The organism is Niallia endozanthoxylica, assembly GCF_008710145.1.
Lineage (GTDB): Bacteria > Bacillota > Bacilli > Bacillales > Cytobacillaceae > Bacillus_BD > Bacillus_BD endozanthoxylica.
This window is the reverse complement of sequence record NZ_VYKL01000013.1, coordinates 18,103-32,504: the sequence shown is the minus strand read 5'-3', so window position 1 is coordinate 32,504 and position 14,402 is coordinate 18,103. Positions and strand designations below refer to the sequence as shown.

General features: G+C 38.5%; 9 protein-coding genes and 1 other annotated feature. Of the genes, 5 read left to right on the top strand and 4 right to left on the bottom strand.

The window, feature by feature from the left end; translation table 11 throughout:
* Positions 1-79: 79 nt before the first annotated feature.
* A complete protein-coding gene (gene tyrS, locus F4V44_RS05590; protein WP_150439013.1) occupies positions 80-1,339 on the bottom strand; it encodes a tyrosine--tRNA ligase in 1,260 nt (419 codons plus the stop codon).
* Between the two features lie 47 nt (positions 1,340-1,386).
* Positions 1,387-1,652, bottom strand: a binding site (T-box leader).
* Between the two features lie 277 nt (positions 1,653-1,929).
* Between tyrS and F4V44_RS05585 the strand changes: the two genes are divergently transcribed.
* Complete coding sequence (locus F4V44_RS05585; protein WP_150439012.1) at positions 1,930-4,803, top strand: transglycosylase domain-containing protein; 2,874 nt, start codon at positions 1,930-1,932, stop codon at positions 4,801-4,803.
* Between the two features lie 64 nt (positions 4,804-4,867).
* Here F4V44_RS05585 and acsA read toward each other — a convergent pair whose 3' ends face one another.
* Positions 4,868-6,586: an acetate--CoA ligase gene (gene acsA / locus F4V44_RS05580; protein ID WP_150439011.1), complete on the bottom strand. Its 1,719-nt coding sequence runs from the start codon at positions 6,584-6,586 to the stop codon at positions 4,868-4,870.
* 289 nt (positions 6,587-6,875) lie between these two features.
* Here acsA and F4V44_RS05575 point away from each other — a divergent pair, with 289 nt between their 5' ends.
* From F4V44_RS05575 to F4V44_RS05565, 3 genes are read left to right on the top strand one after another with little or no spacing between them, the layout of a single operon-like run.
* Entirely contained in the window at positions 6,876-7,508 is a 633-nt protein-coding gene (locus F4V44_RS05575) for a GNAT family N-acetyltransferase (RefSeq protein ID WP_150439010.1), read from the top strand.
* 26 nt (positions 7,509-7,534) lie between these two features.
* Positions 7,535-8,185 carry an acetoin utilization AcuB family protein gene (locus F4V44_RS05570; RefSeq protein ID WP_150439009.1) on the top strand — a complete coding sequence of 217 codons (651 nt, stop codon included), beginning with the start codon at positions 7,535-7,537 and terminating at the stop codon, positions 8,183-8,185.
* Positions 8,182-9,351: an acetoin utilization protein AcuC gene (locus tag F4V44_RS05565; RefSeq protein ID WP_150439008.1), complete on the top strand. Its 1,170-nt coding sequence runs from the start codon at positions 8,182-8,184 to the stop codon at positions 9,349-9,351. Before F4V44_RS05570 ends, F4V44_RS05565 begins: the two co-directional genes overlap by 4 nt.
* A 260-nt stretch (positions 9,352-9,611) precedes the next feature.
* Here F4V44_RS05565 and ccpA read toward each other — a convergent pair whose 3' ends face one another.
* Complete coding sequence (ccpA, locus tag F4V44_RS05560; RefSeq protein ID WP_150439007.1) at positions 9,612-10,610, bottom strand: catabolite control protein A; 999 nt, start codon at positions 10,608-10,610, stop codon at positions 9,612-9,614.
* 325 nt (positions 10,611-10,935) lie between these two features.
* The gene (locus F4V44_RS05555) at positions 10,936-12,012 is read right to left on the bottom strand and encodes a bifunctional 3-deoxy-7-phosphoheptulonate synthase/chorismate mutase (RefSeq protein ID WP_150439006.1); all 1,077 of its coding nucleotides are present in this window, start codon (positions 12,010-12,012) and stop codon (positions 10,936-10,938) included.
* A 199-nt stretch (positions 12,013-12,211) separates the two neighbouring features.
* Between F4V44_RS05555 and F4V44_RS05550 the strand changes: the two genes are divergently transcribed.
* Positions 12,212-14,374 carry a cell division protein FtsA gene (locus tag F4V44_RS05550; protein WP_150439005.1) on the top strand — a complete coding sequence of 721 codons (2,163 nt, stop codon included), beginning with the start codon at positions 12,212-12,214 and terminating at the stop codon, positions 14,372-14,374.
* The last annotated feature ends 28 nt before the right edge of the window (positions 14,375-14,402 follow it).

The window sequence follows — 14,402 nt, the reverse complement described above, 5'->3', positions numbered from 1 at the left end:
TTTATTATGTTATCAGGCACCGTTTATGAACACTACTCACTAATGTGTCTTTTTCCGGTGCCTGACATCATGCAGTTAATTAATATTTAATCAAGTAATATTTCTTTTTACCGCGGCGAATGACTGTGAACTGGCCTTCAATCCGGTCTTTTGCTGAAACTAGATAATCGGTTTCTGTTACTCGTTCTCCGTTAATCGATACTGCCCCATTTGTTACATCTTCACGTGCCTGTCTTTTGGAAGGGGCAATTTTTGCAGCGATTAATAAATCAACAATGTTGATATCTTCTCCTGTTGTATGCTCATAGGATGGAACATCTTTAAAGCCTTGTTTGATTTCGTCTGCTGTTAAATTTTGAATATCACCGTTAAACAGCGCTTCTGTAATTTTCATCGCCTGATCCAGAGATTCCTGGCCATGAATTAACCTTGTCATTTCTTCTGCTAATGCTTTTTGCGCTTTACGCAGATGCGGCTCTGTTTGAACAGAAGCATCTAACGCTTCAATTTCTTCTTTTGATAAGAAAGTGAAAAACTTCAAATACTTGATAACATCCGCATCAGCCGTATTAATCCAGAATTGATAGAACTCATATGGAGAGGTTTTTTCAGGATCAAGCCAAACAGCACCGCTTTCCGTTTTACCGAATTTAGTTCCATCTGCCTTTGTAACAAGCGGAATTGTCAGTCCAAATGCTTTTGAGCCTTCTGATGCCATTTTTCGGATTAACTCAAGACCTGTTGTTATATTACCCCATTGGTCACTTCCACCAACCTGCATTTTACAATCATGTTTCTCATAAAGATGTAAGAAATCCATTGCCTGTAAAATCGTATATGTAAATTCAGTGAATGAAATCCCTGTTTCGAGCCGGTTTGCAATCGTATCTTTTGCCAGCATATAGTTCACACCAACATGTTTTCCATAATCACGAAGGAATGTAACAATGTCCATGGAGCCGGCCCAGTCATAGTTATTCACCATAATAGCGCCTTGTTCGCCTTCAAAATCAAAAATATGACTTAATTGTTTTTGAATACATTCAACATTATATTGGATCGCATCAGTGGTTTGCAGTTTACGCTCCTCACTTTTTCCGCTTGGATCACCAATCATCCCTGTTGCCCCACCGACAAGTACAATCGGACGATGTCCATGCTGCTGGAACCGTCTTAATGTTAGAAAAGGTAATAAATGGCCGATGTGCATACTGTCTGCAGTCGGATCAACACCACAGTATAGTGAAATCTTTTCTTTATCCAATGTTTCTTTAATACCATCTTCATCTGTCTGTTGGTAAATAATCCCTCTCCATTGTAGATCCTCAATTAATGTCATTTTGTTATTTCCTCCTAGTTTAAAAAATAAAAACGCCCCTGCAAATATGCAGGGACGCAAAATATGCGCGGTACCACCCAAATTGAAGAATTCCTTCTCCCACTCAAAAAAAGATAACGGATTAACCGGTCACTGTTACTAAAAAAGCGAAGAACGCCCCGAAAAAATAGAATAGCAGGCGCATTTCAGCTACTTGTTCTCAGTGAAAGCTCAGGGAGGTAATTCATCACTTCTATTTGCACCAGCTTACAGCAGCCGCTGGCTCTCTTTAGCAGGGATAGAAGCACTACTGGATTCCCGTCTCAGCTTTTAATATAATCAAATTCGCTCGCCGAATTTGCGCCCGGAGGCTTAACTTCATTCAGTTGGGATTTAAATCCACTAAATTAGAGTGCTTTTTTCGCATCCATACCTACTTATAGAAGGGGACGACTTCTGCTGAATGAAGTTATTAGTAATATTGCATTTTTATCACAGACTGCAAATAATGTCAAATGTTAACATGAAAATGCTGCAAATAACAACATTCTTTTCGGTTTCAATCGCTTGTTTATGCTATAATGAAGGGTGATTTTGGAGGGGATTAATGAATGAATAGTGAAAAATCAAAATATAGCGGTAGAATAAAATCGTTTATCTTGCTGTTAAAAGATAAACAAACAGTTAAGAAAGCCCGCATAACCTACCAGGTACTTTGGAATCTTGCTCTTATCTTTATAATCATTTTCGTACTTGGAATATTCTTTGCCGGCGGTCTTGGGGCTGGATATTTTGCATCATTGGTCAAAAACGAGCCAATACGCTCCTATGACAGCATGAAAAAAAATATTTACAATTATGAAGAAACCTCCGAATTATATTTTGCTAATAACGTCTATCTCGGTAAGCTTTACACAGATTTAGAACGGGAGGAAGTAAAGCTTGAAGATGTATCACAGGATTTAATTAACGCTGTTGTCGCCACAGAGGATGAATATTTTTACGAACATGGCGGAGTAGTGCCAAAAGCTATTTTACGCGCAATCTTTCAAGAGGTTACAAACGCCTCTGTCCAATCTGGCGGAAGTACACTCACACAGCAGTTAATAAAAAATCAAATTTTAACAAATGAAGTTTCATTCGAGCGAAAAGCAAAAGAGATATTACTGGCCCTCCGACTTGAAAAGTTCTTTTCAAAAGAGGAAATCCTTGAAGCCTATTTAAATGTCTCGACTTTTGGACGTAATTCTTCAGGAAGAAACATTGCTGGCGTGCAGTCAGCAGCAAAAGGAATTTTCGGCAAAGATGTAAGAGATTTAAATTTACCACAGGCAGCCTTTATAGCCGGACTTCCGCAAAGTCCATTCGGATATACACCGTATACAAACGGGGGCGAGATTAAACAAAACCTTGAACCAGGTTTGACAAGAATGAAAACCGTTCTTAATAGAATGTATACGGATGATAAGATTACAAAACAGCAATATGAAGAAGCACTGGCCTATGACATTGCAAAGGATTTTATCACCGTCCATGAAAATCCTGTTGAACAATATCCTTGGGTTACATTTGAGATTGAAAAACGTGCTGCCGAAGTAATGGCTTATGTGCTGGCAGAAAAAGATGGTATTTCGAAAGAAAAGCTGGACGAAGACGATGTATTAAAAGAAAAATACATGGCTCTTTCTGACCGAGATATCCGGCAAAATGGATATAGAATTCACAGTACAATTAACAAAGACATTTATGATCGTTTCGCAGAGGTTGTTCAGAACTTCAACTATTACGGAAGCGATAAAACAAAAACATATACAGATCCAGAAACCGGCGAAATAAAAACAGTCAGCGATCCGGTTGAAGCAGGCGCTATTTTAATTGAAAACAAAACAGGGAAAATTATTAGTTTTGTAGGCGGCCGTGATTACCATCGTGAACAGCTTAACCATGCAACAAGTGCCAAACGTTCAAATGGATCAACGATGAAGCCATTGCTTGTTTATGCTCCTGCTTTTGAAGTGGGTTCAATTTCTCCAGGAAGCATCCTTCCTGATGTTCCATTAAGATTAGATCCAGGATCAAGTAAACCTTGGCCATCCAACTATGGAGGCAGTACACATGGGCTAGTGACAGCCAGGGAAGCACTGGCTAGATCCTATAATATTCCTGCTGTGAAGGCATACGTTGATATTATTGATACAAATCCGGCACAATACCTTGAAAAAATGGGCTTTACCTCTTTAACTGAAAGTGACTATGTAAACCGTTCTGCTGCACTAGGCGGTTTGACAAAAGGCGTTACTGTCGAGGAAAATACGAATGCATTCGGCACTTTTACAAATGGTGGTCAATTTATTGATGCATATATGATTGAGAAAATTACTGACAAAGAAGGAAATATTGTTTATCAGCATGAAGTAACACCAGTACCAGTATTCAGCCCGCAGACAGCCTATTTAACCTTTGATATGTTAAGAGATGTTATAAGCGGCGGTACAGCCACTTCATTAAATGGACGCTTAAAATTCAGCTCTGACTGGGCTGGAAAAACAGGTACTGGCCAGGACTATAAAGATTCATGGTTTGTAGCGACAAACCCGAATGTATCTTTTGGTGTTTGGAACGGCTACGATGAACCTAAACCATTAGAACTTAGCTATAAAGGATTATCCTATGGTGTAAGAAATATCTATCTATGGGCAGATTTAATGAATGCTGCTTATGATATTGCACCTGAGTTGGTAGACCCAAGTGAAACACTGCCAATGCCGGAGGGAATCGTTACCCGTACCTTCTGTGCTGTTTCCGGAGGCTTGGCAACAGAAGCCTGCGCAAATGCCGGGTTAGTCCGTACCGACCTTTTTAACGCTAAGTTCGTACCAACAAAATCAGATAATGGTTTTGCAAGCGGACGTTTTGTCACAATTGGCGGTAAAAAATATTTAGCACTAGATTCAACACCTAGTGAATTTGTGAAATCAGGAATAGTCTTAGACTCTAATGCGATCAAAAAAATGCTAGGGATATCTGCTAATCAATTATCCTCCTATAGCAGCGGTTTAGCGAATGCCATTGTACCAAACGCCAGTCTGCAGGACAATGGAAGCACCCCTTCCGCCCCAGGTATTTCTCTATCAGGCAATACCATAACATGGGGAAGCAGCTCAGAATATGATATCGTTGGCTACAGAGTCTATAACGGCGGTCAAAGGGTCGGAACCATTCATGTAGACGGTTCCCATTCATTCCAGGCAGGAACAGGCACATATTATGTCACCTCAGTCGATATTGCCGGAAATGAATCTGCACCATCTAATTACGTTACAGTTGGTCAACCACCTGCTACACCGGTTGATTCCGGAACAACAACAGAAGAAACAGATCCAGTGACGCAGCAGCCAAATGCATCTCCCCCACCTAACACTGAAACGGGGGAGCAAGGCCAAAGCACACAAAATCAAAATCCTTCAACACAGCCAGCTCCATAAAATAAAGTAAAATAAAAAAGCGGGTACCCCATTATGTTAATGAGACACCCGCTTTTTCATTTTATTAATCTTCCATTGTAGAAAGATCACCAGTTGGTAAATTAAGCTCCCAAGCCTTTAACACACGACGCATAATCTTACCGCTTCTTGTCTTCGGCAATTTATCACGGAACTCGATTTCTCTTGGCGCAGCATGCGCAGCAAGTCCTGTTTTAACAAATTGACGAATATCTTCAATTAGCTCTTCTGAAGGCTCATAACCATCCATTAGGGCAACAAATGCCTTAATAATTTCCCCACGGACAGGATCTGGCTTTCCTATTACACCAGCCTCTGCAATGGCCGGATGCTCAATAAGCTTACTTTCAACCTCAAACGGACCAACGCGCTCTCCAGCTGTCATGATTACATCATCAACACGGCCTTGGAACCAAAAATATCCATCCTCATCCATATAAGCAGAATCTCCGGATACGTACCAATCTCCCGGCATAAAATATGAATCATATTTTTCCTGATTGTTCCATATTGTATGCATCATGGATGGCCATCCCTTTTTAATAGCAAGGTTACCCATACGATTAGGAGGCAGTACGTTTCCTTGATCATCAACAATAGCAGCTTCTACACCAGGAATTGGTTTCCCCATTGAACCAGGCTTCACTTCCATGCAAGGATAATTACAAATCACTTGTGCACCGGTCTCAGTCATCCACCATGTATCATGAATACGTAACCCAAATACCTTCATTCCCCAACGGACAACCTCTGGATTCAACGGTTCACCAACACTTAAGATATGACGTAAATTTGCTAAATCAAATTTCTTTACCACTTCATCACCAGCACCCATCAGCATACGGAAGGCTGTTGGAGCACTGTACCATACTGTTACACCGTAATCTTCAAGCATTTTATACCAGGTTTCGGGATTAAACCTGCCGCCAACAATTAAATTTGAAGCACCTGTCAGCCAAGGTCCAAATATTCCATAGGCTGTACCTGTTACCCAGCCAGGGTCAGCTGTGCACCAATATACATCATCCTCTTTTAAATCAAGAACCCATTTAGCTGTTTGATATTGTTGAATCATTGCATTATGAATATGTAAAACACCTTTTGGTTTACCAGTTGAGCCTGAAGTATAATGGAGCAGCATTCCATCTGTGCGCTCAACCCACTGAATATCAAGCTTTGAGCTTGCTTCACTCAGTTTTTTCTTAAAATCAATCACTTGCCCATTTTCTGCTACATCGTCGCCTACTACAAAAATATGTTTTAATGATGGAAGCGCCTCAACAGGGACACGATGTAAAAGTTCTTTTGTTGTAACAATTACCGTCGCTTCACTATCTTCCAAGCGGTCACGTACAGCTCCTTCCATGAACGCTTCAAATAATGGACCAACAATCGCACCAAGTTTAATAGCTCCTAGTACAGCGAAATACAATTCCGGTGATCTAGGCATGAAAATAAAAACACGATCTCCCTTTTCAACTTGGGCATAATTTTTAAACACATTACCAGCTTTATTAGACAACTCTTTCATTTCTTTAAATGTATATTTTTCTTTTCTTAGTCCTTCATGATAATACAGCGCAATCTTATTTTTTCTGACACTTTCCGCGTGTCTGTCGATTGCCTCATAGGCTATATTTACTTTTCCAGTTTCATACCAGGAAAACATTTTCTCTGTTTCTTTCCAATCAAAACTATTATACATTTCTTCATAACTAGTTAAATTATAGTCTCCTTTAAAAGATGGCAAAGCTTCCAATTTCATCTATCTTTTCCTCCTTTATGTAATTTCAAATCTATTATATAACAAGATTTAAGTTTTCTCAATTTTTAAAATATTATTTATTAAGAAAATTTTTGAATATATCAATCAATTATGTTCAAAAATTATTAATCATGTAAACAGGCTATAGTATCATTTATCGAATAAAAATTGTGTATAATGGTGTTATTACATCCTTAATTCCTTTTAATCCCAACCAATAAAAGTCCATCCATCGATTTTTTAAGCGTATTAAGGGGTAGAGAATATATGTGGCGGTGAATAAAAATTTATGGAACATAAGAAAACCTATTATTCAAAAGAATTTACAACCCCTGTTGGCACTTTAGTCGTTGAAGGACCTCTGTCATCTGAGCAATTAGCACAATACGAATTTGATGACGGTTTAATTGCGTTTAGACCGGCAAAAAAACAGCATCAGGCAGTTATTGAGATTGCTGGTTTACCAGAAGGCAGAATTATCATCGCTAGATTGGAAAATAAAATTGTTGGCTATGTGACTTTCCTTTATCCTGATCCACTCGAACGTTGGTCACAAGGAAAGATGGAAAATTTAATTGAACTAGGTGCCATAGAAGTAAGTTCCCAATATCGCGGACTCGGTGCCGGCAAAGCCCTGTTGACGGTTTCTATGATGGATGATGCAATGGAAGACTATATCATTTTTACAACTGAATATTATTGGCATTGGGATTTAAAAGGGACAGGCTTGGATGTTTGGGGATACCGAAATATTTTGGGGAAGATGATGAGCAGTGGAAATCTAGAATGGTACGCAACAGATGACCCGGAAATTTGCGCCCATCCAGCAAACTGCCTTCTCGTTCGTTTCGGAAAAAGAATAAATTCAGAATCTATGCAAAAATTTGACGAATTACGGTTTATGAATCGATTTATGTATTAAAATATATAGAAAAGGGGGAAAAAGAGATGATTGTTGAGGAAATTATGAAAACGAAAATTATTACGCTTACTCAAGATCAGTCTATCCTAGTGGCTGCGAATCTCATGCTTCAACATAAAGTCAGGCATCTTCCAATTATTACAGAAGACAATCAGTTGATAGGGATTGTGTCTGACCGGGATATACGCGATGCTACACCATCTATATTAACGAATCTTGAAGAACAAAAGGATATTCTGAAACAACCTATTAAGTCTATTATGACAACCAAACTGATTACAGGTCACCCTCTCGATTTTGTTGAAGAAATTGGCGCTATTTTTTATGAACATCATATTAGCTGCCTGCCCATTGTAAAGGATAAGAAGCTTGTTGGGATCATTACGGAAACAGATTTATTACATACATTAATAGAACTTACCGGAGCGCATCAGCCAGCATCGCAAATTGAAGTGAAAGCTCCCAACAGGGCCGGTGTTCTAAATGAAATTACAACCGTTTTTCGTGATCATAAAGTTAATATATTAAGTGTACTCATTTACCCAGATAAAAAGGATGATAGCTTTAAAATCGTTGTAATTAGAGCACAGACGATCAACCCTATTCATTTAATAGAAGAAATCAAAAAGGCTGGATATCAGGTTCTTTGGCCGAATTTACCAGGTATTGAAAGATGAAGGATGATTCAATCTTTATTTATTCACCAGCTCTATTAAACTATCGATTTAATGCACACCATCCTTTTAGTCCGCTTCGTTTACAATTGACGCTTGATTTATTAGAAAAGAGCAATGCCATCAACAAGAAAAATATTATTCCTCCACGGCCTGCATCAAGAGAAGAATTAATCCTTATTCATGATCCACAATTTGTAGATGCCGTACAATTAGCCGGTGAGGGGAAGCTTTCTGCAGAGCTTGCTGAAAGCTATGGCTTCGGCACCGAGGATACACCTATGTTTCCTAATATGCATGAAGTTACCTCTTTAATTGTCGGCGGTGCCTTAACAGCGGCAGATTATGTTATGAGTGGAAAAGTAAAGCATGCATTACATCTAAGCGGTGGACTTCACCATGGCTTTAGAGGAAAAGCTTCTGGATTTTGTGTATATAATGACATTTCTGTAGCAATTAAATATATACAGGACAAATATCAAGCCCGCATTCTTTATATTGATACAGATGCCCACCATGGTGACGGTGTTCAATGGGCCTTTTATGATGACCCCAGTGTATGTACTCTATCCATTCATGAAACAGGGCGTTATTTATTTCCTGGAACTGGTAATATAAGTGAAAGAGGTCAAGGGGAAGGATATGGATATTCATTTAATATTCCAGTTGATGCCTTCACTGAAGACGAGTCCTTTCTAGAATGTTATCAAGCTGCATTTTCAGAAGTAGCAGAATTCTTCAAGCCAGATGTGATTATTACCCAAAACGGTGCTGATGCCCACTATTGGGATCCTTTAACCCATCTATATTCTACAATGAAAATATTTAAAGAAATCCCCAAACTCGCCCATCGATTGGCTCATCAATATTGTGATGGAAGATGGATTGCCGTAGGAGGCGGAGGCTATGATATATGGAGAGTCGTTCCGAGAGCGTGGGCGTCAATCTGGTTTGAAATGACTGAAAACCGAACAAATACAGGGATTCTTCCAGAGAGCTGGATTGAGAAGTGGCAGAAACAAGCTGATTGTACTCTCCCATTAACCTGGGAAGATGACAAGCAAATCTATGAGCCGATTCCAAGAAAAGAAGAAATCACTGAAAAAAATATACAAACTCTTGAAAAAGCTTTATATTCGATACGGAAAGAAAAGAAAGCAAAAAGATAAAGTGAAAATTCCATCAGTGGGGATTTTTCTTCACCCGCACTGATGGTTAGTCACGCAGAGCCTGATTGGATTTTCTAAGGGCTGAAGCCCAAAGAAATCCTTATCTCACCAATCGGACCTTTACGGGCAGTTGGATATCCCACCTATCTTCATTACATCGTCAGAATCTGGAGGTGGGAGTCTTACTGCCCGTTAAGAGTGGGATAAAAAAAGACGGCGATCCCATTAACTGAGCTCCCCGTTCCCATTAAAAAGCTAGTCTATTTTGTTGAATTTCTTATTTCAATCCGGTGAGGAAGGACGACAATTAAATCATCCACTTCTTCTTTATTCATTAATTTCGTCAATAAACGCATGGCAACAGCTCCAATATCATACAAAGGCTGTACAATTGTAGTTAACTGCGGACGTACCATCAGCGATAGTCTTGTGTTATCAGAAGTGATTACTTCAAAGTCTTCTGGAATGACAAAACCTTTATCCTCTGCACCGTGTACAACACCAAGCGCCATTTCGTCTGAACCCACCATAATAGCTGTAGGACGATTCTGGGCTTCAAGAAGTTTTTCAAAAGCTTCTATCCCTGAATCGTATGTATAATCACCTTCAGCTATCAGATCCTCACTGTATTCAATTCCTGCTTCACTTAAAGCTCTTTTATATCCAGCAAGCTTTTTATTACTATTAATCGGATCATGAAACGGACCAATGACAAACCCAATATGCTTATGACCTTTTTCAATAAAAGTAGATACAGCGTCGAAGACAGCCTGTTCATGATTAATATTAACTGAAGGAATCTTTTCGGTTTCTTCTATAGATCCAGCAAGAACGATTGGAACTGGAGACTTTTCAAATTCATCAACATGCTCTTTCGTAATGTTCCCACTCATAAACACAAGCCCATCAACCTGCTTGCCAAGCATAGTATTTAACAAATGCAATTCCTTGTCTTTATTTTGGTCAGAGTTACTTAAAATAATATTATATTTATACATTGTCGCAATATCTTCAATTCCTCTTGCCAACTCAGCAAAGAAGACATTGGAAATATCAGGAATAATAACTCCGACAGTTGTTGTTTTCTTACTTGCTAACCCTCTTGCGACCGCATTCGGGCGATAACCTAATCGGTCAATGACCTCCATCACTTTTTTCCTTGTTGTAGGTTTTACATTCGGATTTCCATTTACTACACGTGAAACCGTTGCCATGGAAACATTTGCTTCTCTAGCAACATCATATATTGTAATATTCATGTATTACACTCCTTTATATTCTTATTAATTATCATTATATATCTGTTTATGCTAATAATTTACTTTGTTCTAATTTTCACGAGTAAATGAATAGTAGGATATTTTATTCAAGTCATCGTGCATTATTAATTAATTAATATATATTTATGCCCTTAATCATACGATAGACAACAACAAGTAGCAATGTTAACTGATTTGTTTAACATATTTTTCATAATCAAAGGCTATTTTAACATATTTTTGTCGATTTTTGACTTTTTTCTCTCAAAATTTACAAAGAAAAAACTTCCCACTTTAAATGTGGAAAGCCTTCTCAATTATTCATTTATGCTTTTATAAAAACAGATTTTTGAATTTCGTTGTAAAATTCATCAAATTGTTTCAAATCCATTTGTTGTGCTGAATCAGATAGTGCAACAGCAGGGTCTGGATGCACTTCTGCCATTACCCCGTCTGCTCCAATAGCAAGAGCCGCTTTCGCACAAGGAAGCAATAGATCTCTTCTGCCGGTTGAATGTGTCACATCGACCATTACAGGTAAATGTGTTTCCTGCTTAAGAATCGGTACAGCAGAAATGTCTAACGTATTTCTTGTTGCCTTTTCATACGTCCGGATACCGCGTTCACAAAGTATAATTTGTCCGTTACCCTGTGACATAATGTATTCAGCAGCATTAATAAACTCCTCAATTGTAGCTGAAAGACCGCGCTTCAATAATACTGGTTTATTTACTGCCCCAGCTGCTTTTAATAATTCAAAGTTCTGCATATTGCGGGCACCAATCTGAATTACATCAATATAATCTAGAGCTGTTTCGATATCAGTTGGTGTAACAATCTCACTAATTACCGCCAAATCATATTCATCTGCCACTTGCTTTAATATTTTTAATCCTTCTACTCCAAGACCCTGGAAGTCATAAGGAGATGTTCTAGGTTTATAAGCTCCTCCGCGTAGAAGTTTTAGCCCTTTTGCCTTCACGGAAGCGGCAACAGCTGCAACTTGTTCGTACGACTCGACTGAACATGGGCCAAATACTAAGGAAGGACTTCCCGCACCAACCAATTCACCTCTTAAATCAATTACAGTATCTTCTGATTTTTTCTTGCGCGACACAAGGAGTGCTTTACGGTGATCATCCTGCTGCAGCTCAAGTCCTGCTTTAAAGATTTGTTTAAACAAATGTAAAATGGTTGAATCCTCAAAAGGACCATTATTATTTTCAATGATTTGATTAAGCATCTGACGTTCTCGTACAGGATCATATCGGTTAACCCCTTGTGTTTCTTTCACACGTCCGATTTCCTGCACGGTTTTTGCCCGCTCATTTATTAATTGTAATATTTGCAGGTTTTGTTCTTCCACTTTTTTTCTCAATTGTTCTAATTGATTATTACTCATGTATATCCGCCCCTTTATAGCCGATAACAACTAACACTGCTACTTCTTCTTTATCGACCCATTAAAATGTGATACATTTTTTATAATTACGGTTATTATATATGAATTATTAGTCAATGTCACGCATTTTTTCTTTTTCACTTAAACGCTTTTAAGCGTTAAAGTATTTCGTATTAATCACTAAAGAAGGTGCATCCTCTTGGAAAAACAAAGAAAGCTTTTTGCTTTAGATATTGGTACACGCTCTGTTGTCGGCATCATATTAGAAGAAAGAAATTCGGAGAACTTTCATGTCATTGATATTCTATCAAAGGAGCATTCTAAGCGCGCTATGCTGGATGGACAAATCCATGACGTAGTAGCTGTGGCACAGATTATTTCTGATATAAAAGCAGAACTTGAACAAACACATGGACCGCTGAAAAAGGTAAATGTGGCTGCTGCCGGGAGAGCATTAAAAACAGAAAAGGCAGCTGTAACAGTAAATATCGCTGGAAAACCAATGATTCAAAAGGAAGATGTCCTTCATTTTGAATTAAGCGCCGTTCAACAAGCACAATCTATTGTCGCAGAGAAAGGGCAACACGGTGAAAATCGTCAAAATTATTATTGCGTCGGTTATTCTGTTCTAAATTATAAACTTGATAGTGAAGAGATTGGTAATTTAATTGACCAGCAAGGGAATGAGGCTACTGTAGAAATTATTGCTACATTTTTGCCAAGAGTAGTTGTTGAATCGCTGATTGCTACACTTCACAGAGCTGATTTAGAAATGGAAGCACTGACTCTTGAGCCGATTGCCGCTATTAATGTGCTGATTCCTCCGTCCATGAGAAGATTAAACGTTGCCCTTGTGGATATTGGAGCCGGTACATCAGATATTGCTATTACAGATTCGGGGACAATCATTGCTTATGGGATGGTGCCGGTTGCCGGTGATGAAGTCACTGAAACCATCAGCGATCAATACTTACTTGATTTCCCATTAGCGGAACAAGCAAAAAAAGCACTGCTGACCGAGCCTTCTATTACCATTACGGATATTTTAGGATTTGATATCGAGGTATCTAGAGAAGAAATGATTACAAACATTACACCTGCTATTGAATACCTCGCTAAATCAATTAGCGAAGAAATTTTGAGCTTAAATAACCAAAAGCCCCCAAAGGCTATCATGCTTATTGGCGGTGGAAGTTTGACTCCAAATATAACGAAAATGCTTGCTCAAAACATGAAGCTCCCTGAAAATCGAGTAGCGATTAGAGATGTAAATGCCATCCCGTCAGTCTCTTTTGCAGACCAGCTTGACAAAGGCCCAGAATTAGTGACTCCGATTGGAATTGCGATAACAGCACAAAAATCACCTGTTCATTATCGAACTGTATATGTTAATGAACAGCCTGTCCGCCTTTTTGAAGTTAAAAAATTAACAACTGGCGATTGCCTGCTTGCAAGCGGTATTAAAATGAATAAACTATACGGCAAGCCTGGGATGGCCATTATTATTTCTCTTAATGGACATAGTATTACCATTCCAGGTGAGCACGGAGAACCGCCATTATTATATAAAAACGGCGTTCTCTGCAGTCTTGATGATCCAATTGAAGACGGAGACCAGCTCAAAATCATTCCAGGTAATGATGGAAAAAAACCCATCGTATATATTAAAGACTTACTAGATGGCTTACCTCAAAAAACGATTACGATTAATGGAAAACCTTATAGTGTAAATGCGCAAATTTCCTGCAATGGTCTCCCAGCTAATCCCGAAAAATTAGTTTCTGATCGAGACCAGATCCAATGCAAATTTCCGGAAACAATAGAACAATTACTTACTAGTCTACACCTGCAGAAAGAACTAGATAAGCTGCGCCCCTTTCATATTAATCTAAATGGCAAAGAAACCTTTATACCGCCTTTCTCTGGAAAATTGTACCGTAACGGGCTTGAGGTCAAATTAGGAAGCAGCTATGAACATTTAGATGTCCTTACCATTGAAAGCAGAAAACAGCCTACAGTAAAAGAGCTTGCAGAGGTAAAACAAATCTTGCTTACGCAAAGCATCCCAATATCTTATAATGGAAAACCTCTAACCATGACGAAACGTTTAACGGAATTCAAAAGAAACCAAGAAATACTTTCAGAAGAAGATTTCATTTTAGATGGTGACCATATTGTATATGAACAACGAAAAATGGAACCGTTCATTTTTCAAGATTTATTTAATCATGTTCAATTTCGTATGCCGCAAAAAGCAACAGGCAAATTTACATTATTAAGAAATAACAAACAAACAACGTTTAACGGAAAAATTGAACCTGGAGATGATTTAAAAATTGTTTGGCCTGTTAGCAAAACCTGAATATCAGAAAAAGGGCGTCCCTAAAGGA

Excerpts from the sequence above, each read along its gene's own strand:
- tyrS (WP_150439013.1), bottom strand. The coding sequence starts at position 1,339 with ATGACATTAATTGAGGATCTACAATGGAGAGGGATTATTTACCAACAG.
- F4V44_RS05585 (WP_150439012.1), top strand. The coding sequence starts at position 1,930 with ATGAATAGTGAAAAATCAAAATATAGCGGTAGAATAAAATCGTTTATC.
- acsA (WP_150439011.1), bottom strand. The coding sequence starts at position 6,586 with ATGAAATTGGAAGCTTTGCCATCTTTTAAAGGAGACTATAATTTAACT.
- F4V44_RS05575 (WP_150439010.1), top strand. The coding sequence starts at position 6,876 with ATGGAACATAAGAAAACCTATTATTCAAAAGAATTTACAACCCCTGTT.
- F4V44_RS05570 (WP_150439009.1), top strand. The coding sequence starts at position 7,535 with ATGATTGTTGAGGAAATTATGAAAACGAAAATTATTACGCTTACTCAA.
- F4V44_RS05565 (WP_150439008.1), top strand. The coding sequence starts at position 8,182 with ATGAAGGATGATTCAATCTTTATTTATTCACCAGCTCTATTAAACTAT.
- ccpA (WP_150439007.1), bottom strand. The coding sequence starts at position 10,610 with ATGAATATTACAATATATGATGTTGCTAGAGAAGCAAATGTTTCCATG.
- F4V44_RS05555 (WP_150439006.1), bottom strand. The coding sequence starts at position 12,012 with ATGAGTAATAATCAATTAGAACAATTGAGAAAAAAAGTGGAAGAACAA.